The sequence below is a fragment of the Streptomyces sp. NPDC016640 genome (assembly GCF_043076215.1).
Taxonomy (GTDB): domain Bacteria; phylum Actinomycetota; class Actinomycetes; order Streptomycetales; family Streptomycetaceae; genus Streptomyces.
Genome location: NZ_JBIBRG010000008.1, coordinates 226,253 through 248,333, shown reverse-complemented (window position 1 = coordinate 248,333; position 22,081 = coordinate 226,253). Strand labels below are relative to the sequence as shown.

General features: G+C 72.7%; 20 protein-coding genes. 12 read left to right on the top strand and 8 right to left on the bottom strand.

Annotation, left to right across the window (positions count from 1 at the left end):
• Positions 1 to 318 precede the first annotated feature (318 nt).
• From ACF07S_RS18960 to ACF07S_RS18940, 5 genes are read left to right on the top strand one after another with little or no spacing between them, the layout of a single operon-like run.
• Complete coding sequence (locus ACF07S_RS18960) at positions 319 to 1,926, top strand: sensor histidine kinase (RefSeq protein ID WP_391964552.1); 1,608 nt, start codon at positions 319 to 321, stop codon at positions 1,924 to 1,926.
• Positions 1,923 to 2,330: a roadblock/LC7 domain-containing protein gene (locus tag ACF07S_RS18955; protein ID WP_391964551.1), complete on the top strand. Its 408-nt coding sequence runs from the start codon at positions 1,923 to 1,925 to the stop codon at positions 2,328 to 2,330. Before ACF07S_RS18960 ends, ACF07S_RS18955 begins: the two co-directional genes overlap by 4 nt.
• The gene (locus tag ACF07S_RS18950) at positions 2,327 to 2,737 is read left to right on the top strand and encodes a DUF742 domain-containing protein (RefSeq protein ID WP_391974618.1); all 411 of its coding nucleotides are present in this window, start codon (positions 2,327 to 2,329) and stop codon (positions 2,735 to 2,737) included. Before ACF07S_RS18955 ends, ACF07S_RS18950 begins: the two co-directional genes overlap by 4 nt.
• Positions 2,718 to 3,338, top strand: coding sequence for an ATP/GTP-binding protein (locus tag ACF07S_RS18945; protein ID WP_391964549.1), 621 nt, complete (start codon positions 2,718 to 2,720; stop codon positions 3,336 to 3,338). Before ACF07S_RS18950 ends, ACF07S_RS18945 begins: the two co-directional genes overlap by 20 nt.
• Positions 3,339 to 3,392: 54 nt before the next feature.
• The gene (locus ACF07S_RS18940) at positions 3,393 to 4,898 is read left to right on the top strand and encodes a cytochrome P450 (RefSeq protein ID WP_391964548.1); all 1,506 of its coding nucleotides are present in this window, start codon (positions 3,393 to 3,395) and stop codon (positions 4,896 to 4,898) included.
• Here ACF07S_RS18940 and ACF07S_RS18935 read toward each other — a convergent pair.
• From ACF07S_RS18935 to ACF07S_RS18920, 4 genes are all read right to left on the bottom strand, one after another.
• Entirely contained in the window at positions 4,892 to 5,842 is a 951-nt protein-coding gene (locus ACF07S_RS18935) for an RluA family pseudouridine synthase (protein WP_391964547.1), read from the bottom strand. The genes ACF07S_RS18940 and ACF07S_RS18935 overlap by 7 nt on opposite strands.
• A gap of 24 nt (positions 5,843 to 5,866) precedes the next feature.
• Positions 5,867 to 6,151, bottom strand: coding sequence for a hypothetical protein (locus ACF07S_RS18930; RefSeq protein ID WP_391964546.1), 285 nt, complete (start codon positions 6,149 to 6,151; stop codon positions 5,867 to 5,869).
• A gap of 102 nt (positions 6,152 to 6,253) precedes the next feature.
• Positions 6,254 to 7,099, bottom strand: coding sequence for a siderophore-interacting protein (locus ACF07S_RS18925; protein ID WP_391964545.1), 846 nt, complete (start codon positions 7,097 to 7,099; stop codon positions 6,254 to 6,256).
• A gap of 104 nt (positions 7,100 to 7,203) precedes the next feature.
• Positions 7,204 to 8,109 (bottom strand): 5'-3' exonuclease H3TH domain-containing protein, encoded by a 906-nt coding sequence (locus ACF07S_RS18920; RefSeq protein WP_391974669.1) that lies wholly within the window; start codon positions 8,107 to 8,109, stop codon positions 7,204 to 7,206.
• 253 nt (positions 8,110 to 8,362) lie between these two features.
• Here ACF07S_RS18920 and ACF07S_RS18915 point away from each other — a divergent pair, with 253 nt between their 5' ends.
• From ACF07S_RS18915 to ACF07S_RS18900, 4 genes are all read left to right on the top strand, one after another.
• Entirely contained in the window at positions 8,363 to 9,454 is a 1,092-nt protein-coding gene (locus ACF07S_RS18915; RefSeq protein WP_391964544.1) for a glycine betaine/L-proline ABC transporter ATP-binding protein, read from the top strand.
• Positions 9,447 to 12,056: an ABC transporter permease/substrate binding protein gene (locus ACF07S_RS18910; RefSeq protein ID WP_391974617.1), complete on the top strand. Its 2,610-nt coding sequence runs from the start codon at positions 9,447 to 9,449 to the stop codon at positions 12,054 to 12,056. Before ACF07S_RS18915 ends, ACF07S_RS18910 begins: the two co-directional genes overlap by 8 nt.
• 431 nt (positions 12,057 to 12,487) lie before the next feature.
• The gene (locus ACF07S_RS18905) at positions 12,488 to 13,063 is read left to right on the top strand and encodes a helix-turn-helix domain-containing protein (protein ID WP_391964542.1); all 576 of its coding nucleotides are present in this window, start codon (positions 12,488 to 12,490) and stop codon (positions 13,061 to 13,063) included.
• Complete coding sequence (locus ACF07S_RS18900) at positions 13,060 to 13,788, top strand: helical backbone metal receptor (protein ID WP_391964541.1); 729 nt, start codon at positions 13,060 to 13,062, stop codon at positions 13,786 to 13,788. The genes ACF07S_RS18905 and ACF07S_RS18900 overlap by 4 nt, the downstream gene beginning before the upstream one ends.
• Here ACF07S_RS18900 and ACF07S_RS18895 read toward each other — a convergent pair.
• Entirely contained in the window at positions 13,700 to 14,851 is a 1,152-nt protein-coding gene (locus ACF07S_RS18895; RefSeq protein ID WP_391964540.1) for a TDT family transporter, read from the bottom strand. The two genes, ACF07S_RS18900 and ACF07S_RS18895, sit on opposite strands and share 89 nt — an antisense overlap.
• A 70-nt stretch (positions 14,852 to 14,921) precedes the next feature.
• On the opposite strand from ACF07S_RS18895, the gene ACF07S_RS18890 reads away from it, so the two are divergent.
• Complete coding sequence (locus ACF07S_RS18890) at positions 14,922 to 15,857, top strand: LysR family transcriptional regulator (protein ID WP_391974616.1); 936 nt, start codon at positions 14,922 to 14,924, stop codon at positions 15,855 to 15,857.
• A 192-nt stretch (positions 15,858 to 16,049) separates the two neighbouring features.
• Here the strand turns inward: ACF07S_RS18890 and ACF07S_RS18885 are convergent, their stop codons facing one another.
• From ACF07S_RS18885 to ACF07S_RS18875, 3 genes are all read right to left on the bottom strand, one after another.
• The gene (locus ACF07S_RS18885) at positions 16,050 to 16,781 is read right to left on the bottom strand and encodes a gamma-glutamyl-gamma-aminobutyrate hydrolase family protein (RefSeq protein WP_391964538.1); all 732 of its coding nucleotides are present in this window, start codon (positions 16,779 to 16,781) and stop codon (positions 16,050 to 16,052) included.
• A gap of 26 nt (positions 16,782 to 16,807) precedes the next feature.
• Positions 16,808 to 18,253: an ethanolamine permease gene (gene eat, locus ACF07S_RS18880; RefSeq protein WP_391974615.1), complete on the bottom strand. Its 1,446-nt coding sequence runs from the start codon at positions 18,251 to 18,253 to the stop codon at positions 16,808 to 16,810.
• Between the two features lie 251 nt (positions 18,254 to 18,504).
• Entirely contained in the window at positions 18,505 to 19,239 is a 735-nt protein-coding gene (locus tag ACF07S_RS18875) for a FadR/GntR family transcriptional regulator (RefSeq protein WP_391964536.1), read from the bottom strand.
• 85 nt (positions 19,240 to 19,324) lie between these two features.
• Here ACF07S_RS18875 and ACF07S_RS18870 point away from each other — a divergent pair, with 85 nt between their 5' ends.
• Positions 19,325 to 20,695: a glutamine synthetase family protein gene (locus ACF07S_RS18870; protein ID WP_391974614.1), complete on the top strand. Its 1,371-nt coding sequence runs from the start codon at positions 19,325 to 19,327 to the stop codon at positions 20,693 to 20,695.
• A gap of 8 nt (positions 20,696 to 20,703) precedes the next feature.
• Positions 20,704 to 22,077, top strand: a complete 1,374-nt coding sequence (locus ACF07S_RS18865; protein WP_391964534.1) for an aldehyde dehydrogenase family protein — start codon at positions 20,704 to 20,706, stop codon at positions 22,075 to 22,077.
• Positions 22,078 to 22,081: the final 4 nt, after the last annotated feature.

The following is a 22,081-nucleotide window of genomic DNA, read 5'->3' as shown; positions in this document are numbered from 1 at the left end:
GCCGTGCCTTCGTCCGGAGCGTCACCGGCCGGCTCCACGGGCAGGATCAAAACGGCAGGGCTTTCCTCACCCGTGACGGTGAGTGGTTTTCGTACACCCGTGTGCGGTGACCGAGTGTGTTCGAATGGACGCGCACCGTTTAAATGACCTGAGCGTACTCCTGCCCCGAAGGTCATTTCCGGCACTTGCTGAATATGACATGGCGATGATCCTGCCGGACTAAGCTCGCCCGCAGCGCACCGAGTTGAGATGAATTCGGGCGCTTGTTCCCCTATGCGCAAGTCCCGACCACCAGTCGATTCGCTTCAGAGGGCCCCCATGGCGAGTGTCCACCTTCCTTATGCACGTGTGCTGCTGCTGCCGGCCATAGTGATGGCCGCGGCGACCGGAGCCGCCGTCGCCCTGGTGACGGAGCCCGCCCGGATCGCCGTCGGTGTGTGCGGCGCCGTCGCGACCCTGCTGGTGACCGTCGCCGCGGCCGAGGCGGTGCGCCGCGGCCGGGCACTGCGCCGGGCGCAGGCCGAGCACGACCGCCACCGCGCACACCTGGAGGCGCGGATCGCGGCCCACGACACGGAGACGGAGTACTTCACCCGGCGGGTCGCGCCCGCGGCCCTGGACCACCTGCACCGCGGCAACGACCCCGGTGAGGTGCTCCGCCACCTGCACCTGCTCGACCCGGCCTGGCGCGACCTGCCGAAGTACCAGCTCAAGCTGCTGGAGACGATGCTGACGATCATCGACGACGAGGAGAACCTGCGCGAGTCCTCCCAGCGCTCCTTCGTCAGCATCGCCCGCCGCGTCCAGGCGATCGTCCACCAGCAGGCCAAGGAACTGCGGGAGATGGAGGAGGACCACGGCCGCAACCCCGAGGTCTTCGACGACCTGCTGCGCATCGACCACGGCACCGCGCTGATCGGCCGCCTCGCCGACTCCATCTCCGTCCTCGGCGGCGGCCGCCCCGGACGTCAGTGGCCCAAGCCGGTCGCGCTCTACAGCGTGCTGCGCGGTGCCATGTCCCGCATCCTGGAGTACCGCCGCATCGACCTGAAGTCGATCGCCAAGATCAACATCAAGGGCATCTACGTCGAGCCGGTCATCCACGCGGCCGCCGAACTCCTCGACAACGCCACCCGCTACTCGCCCCCGACCAGCAAGGTGCACGTCACCGCCACGGAGGTGCAGACCGGCGTCGCCATCGAGATCGAGGACTCGGGCGTCAGCCTCGACGAGCAGGCCAGGGCCCGGATCGAGGGCATGCTCGACCGCGCCCAGCGGGGCGTCGACCTCCAGGACCTCGGCGAGTCCCCGCGCCTCGGCCTCGCCGTCGTCGGCCGTCTCTGCACCGCGTTCGACATGCAGGTCTCGCTGCGCGCCTCCGCCTACGGAGGTGTCCGCGCCGTCCTCGTCGTGCCGAGCGAGATGATCACCGACGAGCCCGGCGTGGGCCTCGCCCACGGCATCGGGGCGACCGCCGTCCCCCGCCCCGTCGACGCCCTCCCGGGCCCCGAGCGCGCGCCCAAGAAGCGCCGGCCCACCAGCCCGCGCATCCCCGCCACGGTCGCCATGGAGGACGACGTCCCCGAGGTCACCGAGTGGACCGCCGGCGGTCTGCCGCAGCGCCGCAGCCGGGTGAAGACCCCGCTGTCCCAGCGGTACGCCGAGGCGGCGGCCGCCGAACAGGCCCGGCAGGAGGCCGAGGCGCGGGGCGAGACGTACCACGACCCGTGGGCCACGCCCGAGCCCGAGAAGAAGAGGAACGACCGTGAACCCGGACTGTGGGTCGACGCCTTCTGGGACGGCATGAAGCAGGGCCTCGACCCCGGCGTCCACCCCACCGACTTCACCCGCAACCCCACCGCCTACCTGCATCTCATCAACGAACCGGCCCGCACCGAGGCCGATGACGAGGGGGACCTCAAGTGATCCGGCAACGAGCCAACTTCGACTGGATGCTCAAGGAGCTCGCCGACGGCGTACCCGGCGTCGAGATGATCGTGGTGCTCTCCGCCGACGGTCTGCGCATCGCCCGCTACGGCGGCGAGCCCGACGCCGCCGACCGCGTCGCCGCGGCCTGCGCGGGAGTGCAGAGCCTCGCCGGAGCCGTCGCCCAGGAACTCCCGGGAGGCGACGGCGAGATGAAGATGGTGCTCATCGAGATCAACGAGGGCTACTTCTACCTGATGGCGGCCGGCGCCAACGCCTATCTCGCGGTGCTCTCCGACATGACCTGCGAACCGGGCCGCATGGGCGGCATGATGCGCGACCTCGTCGTCCGCATCGGCGCCCATCTGACCAGTCCGCCCCGACGGAACGGGCAGACCGTATGACTCCTCCGCAACGCCAGAGGCGCTTTCCCCGGGACGAACCCCCTCCGCAACCGGCCGGACCGGCCAGGAAGGAGGGCGAGGGCGGCAACCCGGAGCGGCTGTACGTGGTCGCCGGCGCGGACGGCCAACGAGCGGACCTCGATCTCGTGACGCTGATCGTGGCGCGCTCCCCGGACCCTCCGCCCTCCGCCACCCCCGAGCAGGCGGCGCTGTTCCGGCTGTGCGCCGCCCCCCTGTCCGTGGCCGAACTGTCGGCCTATCTCAGCCTGCCGTTCAGCGTGGTGACCGTGCTGCTCACCGAGATGCTGGCGGCGGAGCTGGTGCAGGCGCGGGCCCCGATCGCCCGCAAGGCGGTCGCCGACCGTTCCCTTCTCGAAGCGGTGATGCATGGACTTCAAAGGCTCTGACACCATCCCGGGCCCGCGGGCCGAGGACCAGTTGCCGCACACGGCACAGTCCGCGGCGAAGATCGTGATCGTGGGCGGATTCGGGGTCGGCAAGACGACCATGGTCGGCTCGGTCAGCGAGATCAAACCGCTGACCACCGAGGAGACCATGACGCAGGCCGGCATCGGGGTCGACGACGACTTCGGCTCCGCGTCCAAGACGGCCACCACGGTGGCCATGGACTTCGGCCGCATCAAGATCACGGACCAGCTCGTGCTGTACCTCTTCGGCACCCCGGGCCAGGAACGGTTCTGGTTCCTGTGGAACGGGCTGTTCGAGGGGGCGCTCGGCGCGGTGGTGCTGGTCGACACCCGCCGCCTCGAGGTCAGCTTCGACGTCATGGGCCGGCTGGAGGAGCGCGGGGTGCCGTTCGTCGTCGCGGTCAACAGCTTCCCGGACGCGCCCCGCTACCCCCTCGCGGACCTGCGGACCGCCCTCGACCTGTCCGCGGACATCCCCATCGTCGAGTGCGATGTGCGGCGCCGGGCCTCCAGTCGTGACGTGCTGATGACCCTGATGCGGTTCCTGCACTCGCTGACCATGACGGGCGCCCGCGCCTGATCCCCGTGCCCCGCCCCGACCCGAACCCTGTTCCCCCTCTTCGGAGCGACCACTGTGACGCCTGAATCCCCCTCCCCGGCCCGAACGGACGCCCCCCGGCCCGGCCCGCCCCCCGGCTGCCCCGCACACGGCTCCGGCCCCGGAGGGCTGCGCCGGCTGCACGAGTCGGGGGACCTGAAGCAGCTCTACGAGGAGCTCCGGGCCGAACACGGTCCGGTCGCGCCCGCCCTGCTCCACGACGACGTGCCGGTGTGGGTGGTCCTCGGCCACGCCGAGAGCCAGCAGATGCTGCGCACGCCCGGGCAGTACTGCCGCGACACCCGCATCTGGTCCCCGCTCAGGGAGGGCCTGGTCAAGCCCGACCATCCGCTGATGCCGCACATCGCCTGGCAGCCGATCTGCGCCCACGCCGAGGGCGACGAGCACAAGCGGCTGCGCGGCGCCCTCGACGCCGCCGTGGCGACCATCGACTTCCGCACCCTGCGCCGGCACATCAACCGCAGCACCCAGCGCGTCGTCAACGCGTTCTGCGAGGACGGCGAGGCCGACCTCGTCGGCCAGTACGCCGAGCACCTCCCGATGGCCGTGATGTGCCAGATCCTCGGCATGCCCGACGAGTACGACGACCGGCTCGTCGAGGCCGCCCGCGACATGATCAAGGGCACCGAGACGGCCAACGCCAGCAACGCGTACATCGTCCAGGTGCTGGGCCGTCTCACCGCCCAACGCCGCGCGGAGCCGTCGAACGACTTCGCCAGCCGCCTCATCACCCACCCGGCCGGACTGACCGACGAGGAGGTCAGGGAACACCTCAGACTGGTGCTCATCGCCGCCTACGAGACCACCGCGAACCTCCTCGCCAACGTGCTGCGCCAGGTGCTGATCGACCCGCGCTTCCGCGCCCAGCTCAACGGCGGCCAGATGACCGTGCCGGAGGCGGTGGAGCAACTGCTCTGGGACGAACCGCCGTTCAGCACCACCCTCGGCTACTTCGCCAAGCAGGACACGGAACTCGGCGGCCAGCGCATCCGCAAGGGCGACGGACTGCTGTTCGCACCCCTGCCGGCGAACGTCGATCCACGCATCCGCCCGGACCCCACCGCCGACATGCAGGGCAACCGCTCGCACCTCGCCTTCGGCGGCGGCCCGCACGAGTGCCCGGGGCAGGACATCGGCCGCGCCATCGCCGAAGTCGGCGTCGACGCCCTGCTCATGCGACTGCCCGACGTCGAACTGAGCATCGACGAAAGCGAGTTGCACTACACCGAATCCATCGCCTCACGGCACCTCGTGGAGCTGCCCGTCCACTTCACGCCCCGTCCGCCGCAGGACGTGATGCAGCGGCCGAGCCACCAGAACGAGCCGTTCCCGCAACAGGACTGGCACATCGGTGCCGACCGGACCGGCCGGCCGCAGCCCGCGCCGGAACCCGTGCCCCCGGTGTGGCCCGCCCCGCACGTCGAGCCGCCGGTACCGGTGCCGCCGCCGGCTGCGGCCGGGGAACCGGACCGGCCGGGGTCCGCGTGGCAGCGTCTCCTGCGGTGGTGGCGCGGCTACTGACCGGCCGCCCAGTCCTCGTACGCGGTCCATGCCGCGAGGCTCCGGCCACTGGTGAACCGGTGCGCCACGCCCGTCACCGGGTCGGTGAACTCCAGTGCCCGCGCCAGCAGTTGCAGCGGGCGCCGGAAGTCGCCGGCCGGGACGGGGCCGGTCACCTCGGGGTACAGGGGATCGCCGAGGATCGGCACGCCGAGGGCGTTCATGTGGACCCGCAGCTGATGGGTCTGCCCGGTGGCGGGCACCAGCCGGTAGCGGCCGAGGCCGTCCGCCCGGTGGCCGGCGAGCTCGACGCGGGTCAGCGCGTTCGGTTCGCCGGCGACCTCCCGGGCGGTCAGCACCCCGCGCTCCTTGACGATCCGGCTGCGTACGGTCCGGGGCAGCTCCAGCGCCGGGTCGTACGGGGCGACGGCCTCGTACTCCTTGCGCACCAGCCGGTCGCGGAACAGCGTCTGGTACGCGCCCCGCTCCTCGGGCCGCACCGTGAACAGCACCAGGCCCGCGGTGAGCCGGTCGAGGCGGTGCGCGGCGCCCAGCTGCCCAAGGCCCAGCTCACGGCGGAGCCGGGCGAGCGCGGTCTGGGTCACATGGCCCCCGCGCGGGGTGGTGGCCAGGAAATGGGGCTTGTCGACGACGACGATGTGCTCGTCCCGGTGGACGATCTCCAGGGGGAAGGGCACCGCCACCTCCTCGGGCGGCTCCCGGTGGAACCACAGGAACAGGCCGGGCGTGTACGGCGTGTCCGCCGGTACGGCCCGCCCGTCCGCCCCGACGATCAGCCCCGCGGCGAACATCGCGTCGATGACACCGGCGCCGGCCGAGAGCCGCTGGACCAGATGCTCGCGCACCGTGGCCCACTCCCCGCCCGCGGGCAGCCGTACCCGCACCGGGTCCACCCCCTCGCGCTGCGGCAGGGGGGAGGGCGGAACCGCGCGTCTGCGTCTCACGGAGAGCAAGCGTACGGGGACCGCTCAGCCGGAACCGCCGCCTTCCCCGTGCGCCGTCGCCCGCTTCAGCTCCGCCTCGATCTCGTGGAGCGGCCGGCCCTCGGCCCGGGCGTACTCGGTCACCGCGATCCGGACGTCGCGGGCGAGATCGCGCCAGGCCCGCCAGGCCGTCTCCCAGGTGCTGGTCTGACGCCCGCTCCACCTGGTCCGGGTCGGCGAACCGTAGGCCTCCCGCAGCCGCCGTACCCGGGCGTGTGCCTCGTCCGCCGCGCGCTGCTTGGCCACGAGCTCGTCGAAGGTGTGTGCCACGGGCCCGGATCCTGGGGGAGCGCCGCGCCCCGCACCGCATCGCCACGCCGCCGCGGCCGGAGCGAAGGGGCCCGGTTCACCCGGTCGGCGTCCCGGGAGAGGTCAGGCGGACGCCCGCACCCCTTCCTGCTCCGCCTCGATACGGGCGTTCCACTCCGGCTTGGAGGCCTGCCAGCCGTCCTCGTTGTGGCCGAGCCGCCAGTACCCGGAGATCGACAGGTCCTCGCGCGGGATGCCGCGCTCCACGCGCAGCAGACGGCGCAGTTCCTTCACGAAGTGCGCCTCGCCGTGGACGAAGGCCTGCACCCGGCCCTCGGGGAAGTCGAGGGCGCGGACGGCCTCCACCAGCGCCTCGCCGACGGGGCGCCCGCCGCGGTGCAGCCAGCGCACCTCCACGTCGGAGTCGATCTTCTGTTCCTCCTCGGGACCGGCGATCTCCACGAAGGCGTACGCCCTGGTGCGGTGGTTCATCGCCTCCAGGGAGCGGGCGATCGCGGGCAGCGCGCTCTCGTCGCCGGCGAGCAGATGCCAGTCGGCGGCCGGGTCCGGGGCGTAGGCGCCGCCGGGGCCCAGGAACCGCACGGTCTCGCCCGGCCGGACGTTCGCCGCCCAGGGGCCGGCCAGGCCCTGGTCGCCGTGGATGACGAAGTCCACGGTCAGTTCCCGGTGCTCCGCGTCCCACTGGCGCACGGTGTAGGTCCGCCTCGCCGGCCACTGCTCGCGCGGGAACTCCTCGTGGATGCGCCGCATGTCGAAGGGCTCGGGGTAGGTCACCCCGGGGACCGGGAACAGCAGCTTGACGTAGTGGTCGGTGCAGGTGTCCGCGGTGAGGCCGGCGAGGCCCTCGCCGCCGAGCACCACGCGCTGCATGTGCGGGGTCAGCCGCTCGGTGCGGACGACCTCGGCGGTGTGCGGCGTGCGCGGTGAGCGTCCCGGTCGCTCTGCCATGAGGGCCTCCCAGCTGTCACAGTTAGGGTTACCTAAGTTAGCACCTCGATTCCGGTCGACGCCTCATCGGCGGACGGACCGTCCGGTTCGGCCGTGTCCGCGGCTCACGCCGACAGGGTCGTCAGCAGACGCTGCAGCGAACCTCCCAGGCCCCAGCGGGCGGCCAGCGACTCCACCGCCGCGGGGTCGCGGGGGGCGCGCGGCAGCGCCGTGTCCACGTCCGGGAGCGGGACGTCGTCCGCGACCCGGACGACCTTGGGAGCGACCGCGAGATACGGCCGCGCCTGATCCAGACGCTCCCGCTGCGACGGTGTGAGCTTGGCCCGCCGGTCGTCCACGGCCGCCAGGATCCCGGCCAGGTCGCCGAACTCGGCCAGCAGCTTGGCCGCCGTCTTCTCCCCGATGCCCGGCACACCCGGCAGACCGTCGCTCGGGTCACCGCGCAGCAGCGCGAGGTCCGCGTACCCCCTGCCGTCCACCCCATACTTCCCGCGCAGCGCCGCCTCGTCGGTGACCTGGAGCGTGCCGACGCCCTTGATCGGGTACAGCACCCGCACCCCCCGCGCGTCGTCCACCAGCTGGTACAGGTCGCGGTCGCCGGTGACGATGTCGACCGGGCCCGGCGCCCGGGCGGTGAACGTGCCGATCACGTCGTCCGCCTCGTAGCCGGCGACACCCACGCGCGCGATGCCCACCGCGTCGAGCACCGACTCGATGACCGGGACCTGGGGCGACAGCGTGTCGGGCACCTCCTCCTCGTCCGGACCCGCCGTGTGCTCCTCGGCGACGCGGTGCGCCTTGTAGGAGGGGATCAGCTCCACCCGCCAGTGCGGGCGCCAGTCGGCGTCCATGCAGGCCACCAGGTGGTCCGGGTGGTGGTCCTTGACCAGGCGGTCGATGAAGTCGAGCAGTCCGCGCACGGCGTTCACCGGCGTGCCGTCAGGGGCCCTGACGGACTCCGGGACGCCGAAGTAGGCGCGGAAGTACAGGGAGGCGGTGTCGAGGAGCATCAGTCGTCCGGTCACGCCCCGCATCATGCCGCACACCACCGACAGCGGCCCGCGGACGGCTCACCGGTCACGCCCCGCACGACGGGCTGCGTCATGCGTGATCGACGCGGTCCGTCACACACGCACGTTTGCCTTGTGCAAAAGCGGGAAGGCGCGGCCCCGGAGCGATGCCGGTTACAGGTTCAACTGTTGTGGGCCGCGTGAGGTCCGACGGGCACCGCTTCGCCATCCGCCGTCGAGACAAGAGGTACGCGTGTCATCCAGGCTTGAGGCCGAGCATCTGTTCAAGGTGTTCGGCAGACGACCGGACCAGGCGGTCGAACGACTGCGTGAGAAGAAAGCGGACCGGGAGGAGCTCCGCGCCGACGGCACCACCGCCGCCGTCATCGACGCCTCCTTCACCGTGGAGCCGGGCGAGATCTTCGTCGTCATGGGCCTCTCGGGATCCGGCAAGTCCACCTTGCTGCGCATGCTGAACGGCCTGCTGGAGCCGACCGCCGGACATGTGCGTTTCGACGGCCAGGACCTGACCGCGCTGCCCGACCGGGAGCTGCGCCAGGTCCGCTCCAAGAAGATCAGCATGGTCTTCCAGCACTTCGCGCTGTTCCCGCACCGCAGCGTCCGCGACAACGCCGCCTACGGACTCGAAGTGCAGGGCGTGCCCCGCGCCGAGCGCGAAGCCCGCGCCGACGAGGCGCTCGCCCTGTGCGGCCTGGCCGGCTGGGAGAAGTCGTGGCCCGACGAGCTGTCCGGCGGCATGCAGCAGCGTGTCGGCCTCGCCCGCGCGCTCGCCACCGACGCGGACCTGCTGCTGATGGACGAGTCCTTCAGCGCCCTCGACCCGCTGATCCGCCGCGACATGCAGGACCAGCTGCTCGAACTGCAGAAGACACTGAAGAAGACGATCGTCTTCATCACCCACGACCTCAACGAGGCCATGCGCCTGGGCGACCGCATCGCGGTGATGCGCGACGGCCGCATCGTGCAGATCGGCACCGCGCAGGACATCCTGATCCGGCCCGCCAACGACTACGTGGCCTCCTTCACCCAGGACGTCGACCGCTCCCGCGTGCTCACCGCCGGCGCGGTGATGGAGCGCGAGGTGCGCGGCGACGAGGCCGACTGCGGCTGCGAGACCGCGACGCCCGAGACGCCGTTCACCGACCTGTGCGCGATCAGCGCCCGGGTGCCGCACCCGGTGGCCGTGCTCGACCGGGAGGGCGCGGTCGTCGGCGTCGTGCCCCGGCAGCGGCTCATCGGGTTCCTCGGCGACGAGGAGGCCGCCCCCGGCGTCTGCGACTCCTCGCGGGACAAGGGCGGCGAGAAGGTGATGGCCAGTGCCTAGGATTCCGCTCGGCGACTGGGTCAACAGCACCGTCGACTGGCTGCTCGCCAACGTGACCTGGCTGTTCGACTTCTTCAAGGCCGTCTTCACCGGCGCCTACGACGGTGTCAACGCCGTCCTGCAGGCGCCCGAGCCGTTGCTGCTCGCCGGTATCTTCGCGGTGATCGCCTTCTGGCTGCGCGGCACCTTCGCCGGTGTCCTCACCTTCGCCGGGTTCGCCTTCCTGGACTCCCTCGAACTGTGGGAGGACTCGATGGTGACGCTGGCGCTGGTCATCGTCGCCACGGTGATCGCGCTGGTCATATCGGTGCCGGTGGGCATCTGGGCGGCCCGCTCGGACCGGGTCAGCGGATTCGTCCGGCCGATCCTGGACTTCATGCAGACGCTGCCCGCGATGATCTACCTCATCCCGGCCATCCTGTTCTTCGGTACCGGCCCCGCCCCGGGCATCGTCGCCACCCTGATCTTCGCGCTCGCCCCCGGCGTGCGCATGACCGAGCTGGGCATCCGCCAGGTCGACAAGGAACTGGTCGAGGCCGCCGAGGCGTTCGGCACCACCCCCCGCAACACCCTGCTGCGCGTCCAGCTGCCGCTGGCGCTGCCGACGGTGATGGCGGGCGTCAACCAGGTCATCATGCTCGGCCTGTCCATGGCCGCGATCGCCGGCATGGTCGGCACCGGCGGACTGGGCGGCGCGGTCATCGAGTCCATCGGCCAGCTCAACATCGGCCTCGGTTCCGAGGCCGGCGTCGCCATCGTCATCCTGGCGATCTACCTGGACCGCATGACCAGCGCCCTGGGCACCCAGGTCTCCCCGCTGGGCCGCCGCGCCGCCGCCAAGGCACGCGCCGCCCAGGGACTGAAGATCTGGTCCTACCGGCCGCGCCCGCAGGTCGCCGTGATCGGTGTCGTCGTCCTCGCCCTGGTGGCGGGCGGCATGGGGGTGTTCGGCAGCGCCGCCGACGGCTCCGGCACCACCGCCGACGGCGGGAACGTCGGCAACGGCAAGAAGATCACCATCGGCTACATCCCCTGGGACGAGGCCGTCGCCTCCACCTTCCTGTGGAAGGAGATCCTCGAGCGGCGCGGCTTCGAGGTCGAGGCCAAGCAGTTCGAGGCCGGACCGCTCTACACCGCGCTCGCGCAGGGCAACGTCGACTTCCAGACCGACGGCTGGCTGCCCACCACCCACGAGGCGTACTGGAAGAAGTACGGCGAGCGGCTCGAGGACCTCGGGGCCTGGTACGACGAGACGTCGCTGGAGCTGAGCGTCCCGGCGTACATGGAGGACATCGACTCGCTCGAGGACCTCAAGGGCGAGGCGGACCGCTTCGGCGGGAAGATCACCGGCATCGAGTCCAGCGCCGGCATGATGGGCCTGCTCAAGAGCAAGGTCCTCGAGGAGTACGGCCTGGACGAGGAGTACGAGGTCGTCGACAGCTCCACGCCGGCGATGCTGGCCGAGCTCAAGCGTGCCTACAGCAAGAAGGAACCGGTCCTCGTCACCCTCTGGTCGCCGCACTGGGCGTACAGCGACTACGACCTGAAGAAACTGAAGGACCCCGAGGGCGCCTGGGGCAAGGGCGACGGCGTGCACACGCTGTCCCGCAAGGGCTTCGCCGGCGAGAACCCCGTCGTCGGGAAGTGGCTGAAGGACTTCTCGATGACCGAGGAGCAGCTGACCGGCCTGGAGGCCGAGATCAACAAGGCCGGCAAGGGCAGGCAGCAGGACGCCGTCCGCACCTGGCTGAAGGCCAACCCGGACGTCGTCGACGAGCTGGCCCCGGTCGCGTCCGCCGCCCCCGCCGAGGCGAAGCGCCCGCTGGACATCGCCTGGTTCCCCTGGGACGAGGACATCGCCGTCACCTACCTGTGGAAGAACGTCCTGGAACGGCGCGGCTACCGGCTGAACCTCAAGCAGATGGACGTCGGCCCGGTCTACACCGGCCTCGCCTCCGGGGACCTCGACCTCAACTTCGACGCCTGGCTGCCGCACGCGCAGAAGAACTACTGGGACGAGAACAAGGACAGACTCACCGACCTCGGCACCTGGTACGAGCCCACCTCGCTGGAGGTCTCCGTGCCCTCCTACGTCAAGGACGTGAAGTCCCTCGAGGACCTCAAGGGCAAGGCCGACCTCTTCGACGGGCGGATCATCGGCATCGAGCCGGGCACCGGTGAGATGAACCTGCTCAAGACCAAGGTCCTGCCGGGGTACGGCCTGGACGAGGAGTACGAGGTCGTCGACGGCTCCACGCCGGCGATGCTGGCCGAGCTCAAGCGTGCCTACGCCAAGAAGGAGCCCATCGCCGTCACGCTGTGGTCGCCGCACTGGGCGTACACCGAGTACGAGCTGACCAAGCTGAAGGACGCCAAGAAGCTCTTCGGCGAGGGGAACACCATCCACACCATCGCGAGCGAGAAGTTCCCCGAGCAGTACCCGCAGCTCACGAAGTGGATCAAGGGCTTCCACATGAGCGAGGACGAGCTGGGCACCCTGGAGGCGGAGATCAAGGACCGCGGCCAGGGCCACGAGGAGGAGGCCGTCGCCGCCTGGCTCGAGGAGCACCCGGACATGGTGCAGCGGATGACCCCGCAGTAATCGGCACGGCGGCGACCGGCGATCGCGCGGTCGGCCGCCGTACCGGCCGTCCCCGGGGGGCGGGCCCACGACCGCGTCCGACGGCGCGGCGGGCCCGCCCCCCGGGCCGTGTGCGCAGCGCGGCGGGGACACGTGGGAATCCGGACAACCACGGAGCGCGACGTCCTGCCCGGACCTCCCCGCGACCTTCCGCCGGGGAGGGGGAACAATGGCGGGAACACCCCGTATCGCACATGAGGGGAACCGAGGGGCCCGTCGGGCGGCTGGCGTGAAGTGTGAGGTCGGCTCCGCCCGCACGGGACGGCGACGTGACGGGCGCCTGAAACGGTTCGCCGAACGTGCGTAGGGTGCAGACAACGCGACAGAGGGAGTGCGCCGGGCCATCGGCGCACGGGGCGCGGGGGCGATCGGCGAAGGAGGGAGCCGGAGCGATGGGCGACCACAAGGAACAGCCACTGCGGGTGGGCGCGGCCGTGCGACGGCGACGCCGCGCGCTGGAGCTCACCCTCGCCGTCGTGGCGGAGCGCAGCGGTCTGTCGGTCCCGTTCCTGAGCCAGATCGAGAACGAGCGGGCGCGTCCCAGCCAGAGCTCCCTGGAGAAGGTCGCCGACGCCCTGCGCACCACCGCCGTGGAGCTCCTGGCCGCCGCCGACCCGGCGTGCAGCGTGGACGTCGTGCGCGCCGACGGGGCCGGCGGCGGCCCGGTGCCCGATCCGAGAGTGCGCCCCCTGGTGCGCGGCCACCACCAGATGTCCGCCTCCGAGTTCACCGGCGACCACGACGCCGGCCGTGAACTGCAGTTCCGCAACGACCAGTTGATGTACGTGGCGGACGGTGCCGTGGAGATCGAGGCGGAGGGCCGCGCGTACCGCCTCGGCCGTGGCGACACCCTGTACCTCACCGGCGGCGTCCGGCACCGCTGGCGGGCCACGGTCCCCGAGACGCGGCTGCTCGTGGTCGCCGTCGCCGAGCACATCGAGGCGGTGCGGGACAGGCCGCGCCGATGACTCCGGTCAGGACCGTCTCCCTCGTCCCGTCCCTGACGGAGGCCGTGGCGCGCTCCGCACCCGGCGCACTGGCCGGTGCCACCGACTGGTGCACGCGTCCGGCCGGACTGGACGTCGTACGCGTCGGCGGCACGAAGAACCCGGACGTGGACCGGATCATCGGCCTCGCCCCGGATCTGGTGATCGCCAACGAGGAGGAGAACCGCGAGCCGGATCTGGCGGCGCTGCGCGCGGCGGGCCTGGAGGTCCTGGTGACGCAGGTGCGGACGCTGCCGGAGGCCTTCGGCGAGCTGGCCCGGGTGCTCGCGGCGTGCGGAGTGCGGGCGCGGCCCCGGTGGCTGGACGAGGCCGAGGCGGCCTGGGACGCCCCGCCCCCGCCCGCGGCGCCCCGCACGGCCGTGGTGCCGGTCTGGCGGCGGCCCTGGATGGTCCTGGGCCGGGACACCTTCGCGGGCGACGTGCTCTCCCGGCTGGGCGTGGGCCACTTGTACGCGACCCATCCCGAACGCTATCCGCGCGTCCCGCTCGAGGAGTTGCGCGCGGCGCGGCCGGACCTCGTCGTGCTCCCCGACGAGCCGTACCGCTTCACCGCCGCCGACGGTCCCGAGGCCTTCGCCGGGCTGCCCTGCGCGCTGGTCAGCGGACGGCATCTGACCTGGTACGGACCGTCGCTGGCCGAGGCACCGGCGGTACTGGGCCGGGCGCTGCGAGCAGCGCGCCGCTGACCAGGCCGCGCACGGTGTGCCGTGCGGCGGTGCCCCAGGCGGCGACGAGGACGGCGTACAGGAGGAGCGTCAGCCCGTCGTAGAGGAGGAGCCCGGTGTGCCGGGCCAGGGCCGCGGCGCCGGTGACACAGGTGCCGACCGGGAAGGTGAACGACCACCAGCTCATCGAGAAGCGCATCCCGTGGCGGCGGGCCCGCACGACATGGGCGGTGGCGAGGCAGAACCACAGCAGCGCGAAGCCCGTCACGGGCACCCCGTACAGGACGGCGAGGAGGCCGAAGCCCTGGTCGTACGGCGCCGGTACGACACCGGGGGCGATGTCGGCGAACGCGCCGACGGCGGTGGTGGACTGGCCCAGCGGACCGAGCACCAGGAACAGCGTCGGGGTGAGCGCGAGGGGCAGGGGGCCGCCGGTGACCAGCCGGGCGAAGACCAGCGGCAGCATCAGCAGGGTCGCGAGCAGGCTGATCCCGAACAGCGTGAAGCAGGCGAGCAGCAGGGTCGCCCGGGGCTGCCCCGGCGGCAGGTGCGGCACCAGACGCGGCCCGAGGGCGGCGGACACCATGGGCGCGACCAGCGGCAGCAGCCACGTGGGCGTCGCCTGCTCCGGGGTGAGGCGGTGGCGCACGGCCATCAGGTACGGGACGGCCACGGCGGCCGCCAGCCCGACGGCCGTACCGGCGCCGAACAGCACGGCGTCCAGGGCGACGGCCGGACCGGTCCCGATCCAGTCCCGCCCGACGGTCAGGGCGCCGCCGCCGACGGCGAGCAGGGCCATCGACAGACAGCCGTAGAACGGGGCGACGGACGCGTCCAGCAGATGGGCGCGGGCCTGGTCGCGGTGGTGGGCCCAGTGCAGGACGCGGGCCGCGAGCAGGGCCACGAGGAGGACCAGGGACAGGGCCCAGACGGCGGCGAGGGCGGTGCGCAGGCCGGGTATGCGCACGGGGAGCGCGGTACCCGAGGCGGCCACGGCGGCGGTGCCCATGACGCAGGCGTACCAGTTGGGTCCGAGGTGACGGACGGGCGTGGCGCGCGGGGGTCGTACGGTGGTGATGACCATGGTCCCACGGTGGCGGTGGGGGAGGGCCGTCACCAGGGAGTTCCCTCCTATGGCCGCATAAGCTGGACTTATGAGCGCGACGGAGGAGCACGCCGGTGACCGGCCGGTGAGCACCGGGTCCCTGGCCCACCGGGTGCCGGATCTCGGGGCGCTGGAGCTGCTGCTGGCGGTGGCGCGGCTGGGGAGCCTGGGCGGCGCGGCGCGGGAGCTGGGCATCACCCAGCCCGCGGCGAGCAGCCGGATCCGGTCCATGGAACGCCGGCTCGGGGTGGCCCTGGTCGACCGCTCGCCGCGGGGATCACGGCTGACCGACGCGGGGGCGCTGGTCACCGACTGGGCGCGGCGGATCGTGGAGGCGGCGGAGGCCTTCGACGCGGGCGCGCAGGCGCTGCGGGACCGCCGGGACTCGCGGCTGCGGGTGGCGGCGAGCATGACGATCGCCGAGTACCTGCTGCCGGGGTGGCTGATCGCGCTGCGGGCGCAGCGGCCGGACACGGCGGTGTCGCTGCTCGCCGGGAACTCGGCGGCGGTGGCGGAGCGGCTGGTGTCCGGGGAGGCGGACGTGGGTTTCGTGGAGGGGCTGACGGTGCCGGCGGGGCTGGACTCCGCGGTGATCGCCCGCGACCGGCTGATCGTCGTGACGGCCCCGACGCATGCCTGGGCCCGCCGTCGCCGCCCGCTCGCCGCGGCGGAACTGGCGGCCACCGCGCTGATCCTGCGGGAGAAGGGCTCCGGGACCCGCCAGGTGCTGGACGCCGCCCTGGGCGGACTGGCCCGCCCGCTGATCGAGCTGTCCTCCACGACCGCGGTGAAGGCGGCGGTGGTCAGCGGCGCCGGACCGGCGGTCCTCAGCGAACTGGCGGTGGGCGAGGAACTGGCGATGCGCCGTCTGGTCCGCGTCCCCGTCGACGGCGTCGCCCTCGCCCGCGACCTCCGCGCGGTCTGGCCCACGGGGCACCGCCCCACGGGCCCGGCACGGGACCTGCTGGCCCTGACCCGCGCCTGAGGGCACCTGTCCCTGCCCGGCCCCGGCCCTGGTCCCGGCCCCCGGCCCGCGACCGAGGACACCCGTCCCGGCCCGTCCCGACCACGTCGGCCGGACCGCTCCGCCCGCCGGCCGACGGGCCGGACGGCCCGCCCACCGGACCGGCCGGGGCCGGGACGGCCCGTGCCGGGAGTGTGGCGGCCGGGGCGGGTGTCACGGGGCCGGCGCCGCCGCGGTGGTTCCCGGGTGGGCCGGCGCACGGGTGCGGGCCGTGGTGACCAGGGCGCGTGTCACCGTCAGGTCCTCGCCCATCTCCGGGTGCCACTGGACGCCCAGGACCCAGGGCGCCGACGGCAGTTCGATCGCCTCCACCGTGCCGTCCTCCGCGTGGGCGGACGGGACCAGGCCCTCGCCGAGGCGGTCCACGGCCTGGTGGTGGTAGGTCGGCACGGAGGCCTGCTCCGGGACCAGGGCGGCGTACCGGGTGCCCGGAACCGGCTTGACCGCGTGCCGGCCGAAGACGCCCGGGGTCCCGGCGTGCCCGTCGACGTGCTGGACGAGAGTGCCGCCCAGGGCGACGTTCAGCAACTGCATGCCACGGCAGATCCCGAGCAGCGGGATCCGCCGGTCCAGGGCCGCTTCGATCAGGGCGAGTTCCCAGGCGTCCCGCGCCCGGGCGGGCGGCCCGGTGCGCGGATCGGGCTCGGCACCGTAGCGGACGGGCTCCACGTCCGGACCGCCCGCGACGACCAGGCCGTCGAGCCGGGCCACGGCCGCCGGGGCGTGCTCCGGCGCGTCCGGCGGCAGCATCGCCGCCAGCCCGCCCGCCCGCTGCACCAGGCTCGGGTAGACGGCGGGCAGCAGCGCGGCGTCCATCTGCCACACGCCCCAGCGCACACCGGATTCCGCGTACGTACTGATGCCGATCAGCGGTCTGGGCGCCATGCCGGCAACACCTCGCTCTCCCTCGGTCAGTCCCGTGACAACTCCGCCTCGGCCGCCGCCAGCGCGGCGAACTCCTCCTCCGGCGCCTTCGCCACCAGGTGTTTGCGGCTGTGGAGACCGAAGTACGCCACGGCCACGATGTACACGGCCAGGGCGATGAACGCCGCCGTCACGTCCACCAGGAACGTCGCCGCCAGCGCCGCGCAGGCCAGCACCAGCGCCACCGAGGAGGTCAGCACGCCCCCCGGCGTACGGTACGGCCGAGGCAGCTCCGGCTCCCGGCGGCGCAGCACGATGTGGGAGAGGGACATCAGCGCGTACGAGATCGTCGCGCCGAAGACGGCGATGTTCAGCATGCGCGCGCCGTCGCCCGTCCCGGCGGCCAGGGCGAAGCCGATCGCGCCGGGCACGACCAGGCCGAGGTACGGCGCCCTGCGGCTGCTGGTGAGGGACAGGAACCTCGGCAGATAGCCCGCGCGGGACAGTGCGAACAACTGGCGCGAACCGGCGTAGATCAGCGAGAAGAACGAGGCGACCAGTCCCGCGAGGCCCGCGTAGTTCACCACCCGGCTCAGCGCCGTCGCCTCCCCGTCCGGCCGGAGCGCCTCCACCAGCGGGTTGCCCGCGTCCTGCACCGCGGCCGAGCCGCGCGCCCCGGCCGCCGCGAGGAAGGTCACCACCGCCAGCACCACCAGGATGGCCATGGACCAGCGGATCGCCCTCGGCAGGGTCCTGGCCGGTTCCCTGGTCTCCTCGGCGGCCAGCGGTACGCCCTCGACGCCCAGGAAGAACCACATGCCGAACGGGAACGCCGCCCAGATGCCCAGCAGCCCCATCGGCAGCCAGGAGTTCGCGCCGAACGCGGAGGGGTCCACCGGGATGTCGTCCAGCGACGAGGCGTCGAACCCGGGCAGCGCCCCCAGGGCGAAGACGATCAGCGCCGCCACCGCGATGCCGGTGACGACGAAACTGAAACGCAGCGCCTCGCCCACGCCCCAGAGGTGGATGCCGATGAAGATCACGAAGCAGGCCAGGTAGACCGGCCAGCCCGACTCCAGCCCGAACAGGCCCAGGGACTCGACGTAGTCGCCGATGAAGACGGAGATCGCGGCGGGCGCGAGGACGTACTCGATGAGGATCGCGGTGCCGGTGAGGAATCCGCCCCACGGCCCGAGCGCCCGGCGGGCGAAGCCGTAGCCGCCGCCGGCCGTGGGCAGGATCGAGGACAGCTCGGCGAGGGCGAAGACCATGCAGGTGTACATGGCGCCCATCAGCACCATGGCGATCGCCAGCCCGCCGAAGCCGCCCTCGGCCAGGCCGAAGTTCCAGCCCGAGTAGTCGCCGGAGACGACGTAGGCGACGCCCAGGCCGGTCAGCAGCAGCCAGCCGGCGCTGCCGCGGCGCAGCTTCCTGCGCTCGAGGTAGTCGTCCGCCGCACCGGCGGGTTCGTGGGACGCGGACGGAAGGCTCACGGGGCGACTCCCCAGGGGGCTGCGGCGAGGAAGGAGGCAATGGAACGGATGCAGACCTTTGTGGGCCCATACCTTCGCGGCGTGGACGCCGTGAGCGCAAGACCCGTGCGTCAAGCCGCAGTGAACCCTCCCCCGGTCCGAGGCGCGTCACGCCCTCACGACCTCACACCTGCGTGTCCGCCACGCCCGCGGCGTCATACCCCCGTGTCCGTGACGACCCGTGTCCGTGACGACCCGTGGCCGTCGCACCCTCACGCCAGGAACCCCCGCAGCAGCGCCGCCGTCCCCGCGCAGTGCTCGCGCATCACCTCCCGCGCCCCGTCCGCGTCGCCCTCCAGCACCGCTCCGACCAGCGCCACGTGCTGCCGCTGGGAGTGCTCCAGGTTGCGCACCAGCAGCGGGATGCAGTCCAGCAGCTCGTTCACCGTCGCCCGCACCGCCGCGTACTGCGCGGTCAGCGTCGGCGAGCCGCACAGTCCGGCCAGGGTGAGGTGGAAGAGCGTGTCCAGGCGCCGGTACTCGGCCAGCGGGGCGTCGTGCGTGCGGGCCAGCGCCTCGCGCAGCCGCGCCGCCCGCGCCTCCGTCAGCCCGTGCGCCGCGCACAGGCCCGCCGCGCCCACCTCCAGCACCTCCCGGAAGCGCAGCACGTCCTCGATGTCGGTCTCCGCGATCCGCCGCCGCAGCTCCGCCTCGCCGGTGTCCGTCGGCCGGGGCAGCACGAAGGTGCCGCCGTACCGGCCGCGCCGCGACTCCACGAGCCCCTGGTCGTGGAGCACCCTCAGCACCTCGCGCAGCGTCACCCGGCTGATCCCGAGCCGCTCCGCCAGCTCCCGCTCGGCCGGCAGCCGCTCCCCGCCCGCCACCAGGCCGAGGCGCACCACCTGGAGGATCTGCTCCAGCGCCTCCTCGAAGCCGTTGCCCGCGCGGACCGGCCGCAGCACCGGCGCCAGGCGGTCCCCGACCCCGCCGGCCGCTTCCTGTGGCATCTGGCCGTGCCCCCTTCCCAAGCAATGGTCCTCGGCAATACCTTATGGCTCCCGGCTGACCGAAGAAGCCCGAGGAGGCTCTCCCGTGGCAGAGCGCACACCCCCGCTCGGTGTCGAGGAGCTGCACGCCCTCGTCGCGGGCGGTGAGATCGACACCGTCGTCCTGGCCTTCCCCGACATGCAGGGACGGCTCCAGGGCAAGCGGTTCGCCGCGCGTTTCTTCCTCGACGAGGTGCTCCGGCACGGCACCGAGGGCTGCGACTACCTGCTCGCCGTCGACGCCGACATGAACACCGTCGACGGCTACGCCATGTCCTCCTGGGAGCGCGGTTACGGCGACTTCGCCATGCACCCCGACCTCGCCACACTGCGCCGCGTGCCGTGGAACGAGGGCACCGCCATGGTGATCGCCGACCTCGCCCGGGACGACGGCTCCCCGGTCGTCGCCGCCCCCCGCCAGATCCTGCGCCGCCAGCTGGAGCGCCTCGCCGCACTCGGCCTCACCGCCCAGGTCGGCACGGAGCTGGAGTTCATCGTCTTCAAGGACACCTACGAACAGGCCTGGGACGCGAACTACCGCGGCCTCACCCCGGCCAACCAGTACAACATCGACTACTCCGTGCTCGGCACCGGACGCGTCGAGCCCCTGCTGCGCCGCATCCGCAACGAGATGGCCGGCGCCGGACTCACCGTCGAGTCCGCCAAGGGCGAGTGCAACCCCGGCCAGCACGAGATCGTCTTCCGCTACGACGAGGCCCTGGTCACCTGCGACCAGCACGCGATCTACAAGACCGGCGCCAAGGAGATCGCCGCCCAGGAGGGCGTCTCGATCACCTTCATGGCCAAGTACAACGAGCGTGAGGGCAACTCCTGCCACATCCACCTCTCCCTCGCCGACGCCGGCGGCGACAACGCCATGGCGGGCCCGGACCGGGACCCGGGCGGCATGTCCGAGGTGATGCGGCACTTCCTCGCCGGGCAGCTCGCCGCGCTCCGCGAGTTCTCCCTGCTCTACGCCCCGCACATCAACTCCTACAAGCGGTTCCAGCCCGGCTCCTTCGCCCCGACCGCCGTCGCCTGGGGCCACGACAACCGCACCTGCGCCCTGCGCGTGGTCGGCCACGGCCGCTCCCTGCGCTTCGAGAACCGGCTCCCGGGCGGCGACGCCAACCCGTATCTCGCCGTGGCGGGCATGGTCGCCGCCGGCCTGTACGGCGTCGAGCGGAAGCTGGAGCTGCCCGAGCCCTGCGCCGGCAACGCCTACGCCGCCGGCTTCGAGCACGTCCCCACCACCCTGCGCGAGGCCGCCGAGCTCTGGCAGGACAGCGCGATCGCCCGGGCAGCCTTCGGCGACGACGTCGTCGCGCACTACCGCAACATGGCGCGCGTCGAGACCGACGCCTTCGACGCCGCGGTCACCGACTGGGAGCTGCGCCGCTCCTTCGAACGCATGTGAGGCCCTCCGTGTCCGACCGGTCCACCGAACTCCAGGTCAGCAACCCCGCGACCGAGGAGGTGATCGCCACCGTCCCGGCCGCGTCCCCCGCGGACGTCGACGCCGCCGTCGTACGCGCCACCCGCGCGCAGACCGCCTGGGCCGCCCTCGCCCCCGGCGACCGGGCCCGGCTGCTGCGCCGGTTCGCCGTCACCGTCGACGAGCACACCGAGGAACTGGCCCGCCTGGAGGTCCGCGAGGCCGGCCACACCATCGGCAACGCCCGCTGGGAGGCGGGCAACGTCCGCGACCTGCTCGACTACGCGGCCGGGGGAGTGGAACGCCTCACCGGCCGGCAGATCCCGGTCCCCGGAGGAGTGAACGTCACCTTCCTCGAACCGCTCGGCGTCGTCGGCGTGATCGCCCCCTGGAACTTCCCGATGCCCATCGCGGCCTGGGGCACCGCACCCGCCCTCGCCGCCGGCAACGCGGTGCTCCTCAAACCCGCCGAGACCACGCCCCTCACCGCCCTGCGCCTGGCCGAACTCGCCCTGGAGGCAGGGCTCCCCGAGCACCTGTTCCAGGTGCTCCCCGGACACGGCCCCGTCGCCGGCAACGCACTCGTGGAGCACCCCGGGGTCGCCAAGATCGTGTTCACCGGGTCCACCGCCGTGGGCCGACGGGTGTGGGCCAAGGGCGCGGCGCACCTCAAGCGCGTCACCCTCGAACTCGGCGGCAAGAGCCCCAACATCGTCTTCGCCGACGCCGACCTGGAGACCGCCGCGGCCGCCGCCCCCATGTCCTTCCTCGACAACGCCGGACAGGACTGCTGCGCCCGCACCCGCATCCTCGTCCAGCGCTCCGTGCACGACCGCTTCCTGGAACTGCTCGCGCCGGCGATCGACTCCGTCCGGGTCGGCGACCCGGCCGACGAGACGGTCCGGATGGGCCCGCTGATCTCCCGCACCCAGCTGGACCGTGTCCGCTCCTACGTCCCCGACGGCCTCGACGGCATCCGCGGCAAGGCCCCCGAGGGCCCCGGCCACTGGTTCCCGCCCACCGTCCTCACCGGCGTCGACCCCGCCGCGCGCGTGGCCGTCGAGGAGGTCTTCGGCCCCGTCGCCGTCGTCCTCCCCTTCGACGACGAGGCCGACGCCGTACGCCTGGCCAACGCCACCGACTACGGCCTGTCCGGCTCCGTCTGGACCCGGGACGCCGGCCGCGCCCTGCGCGTCTCCCAGGCGGTCCGCGCGGGCAACCTGTCCGTCAACTCCCACTCCAGCGTCCGCTACTGGACCCCCTTCGGCGGGTTCAAGCAGTCCGGCGTGGGCCGCGAACTCGGCCCGGACGCGCTCGCCGCCTTCACCGAGACCAAGAACGTCTTCATCAGCACGGAGGCCTGACCGC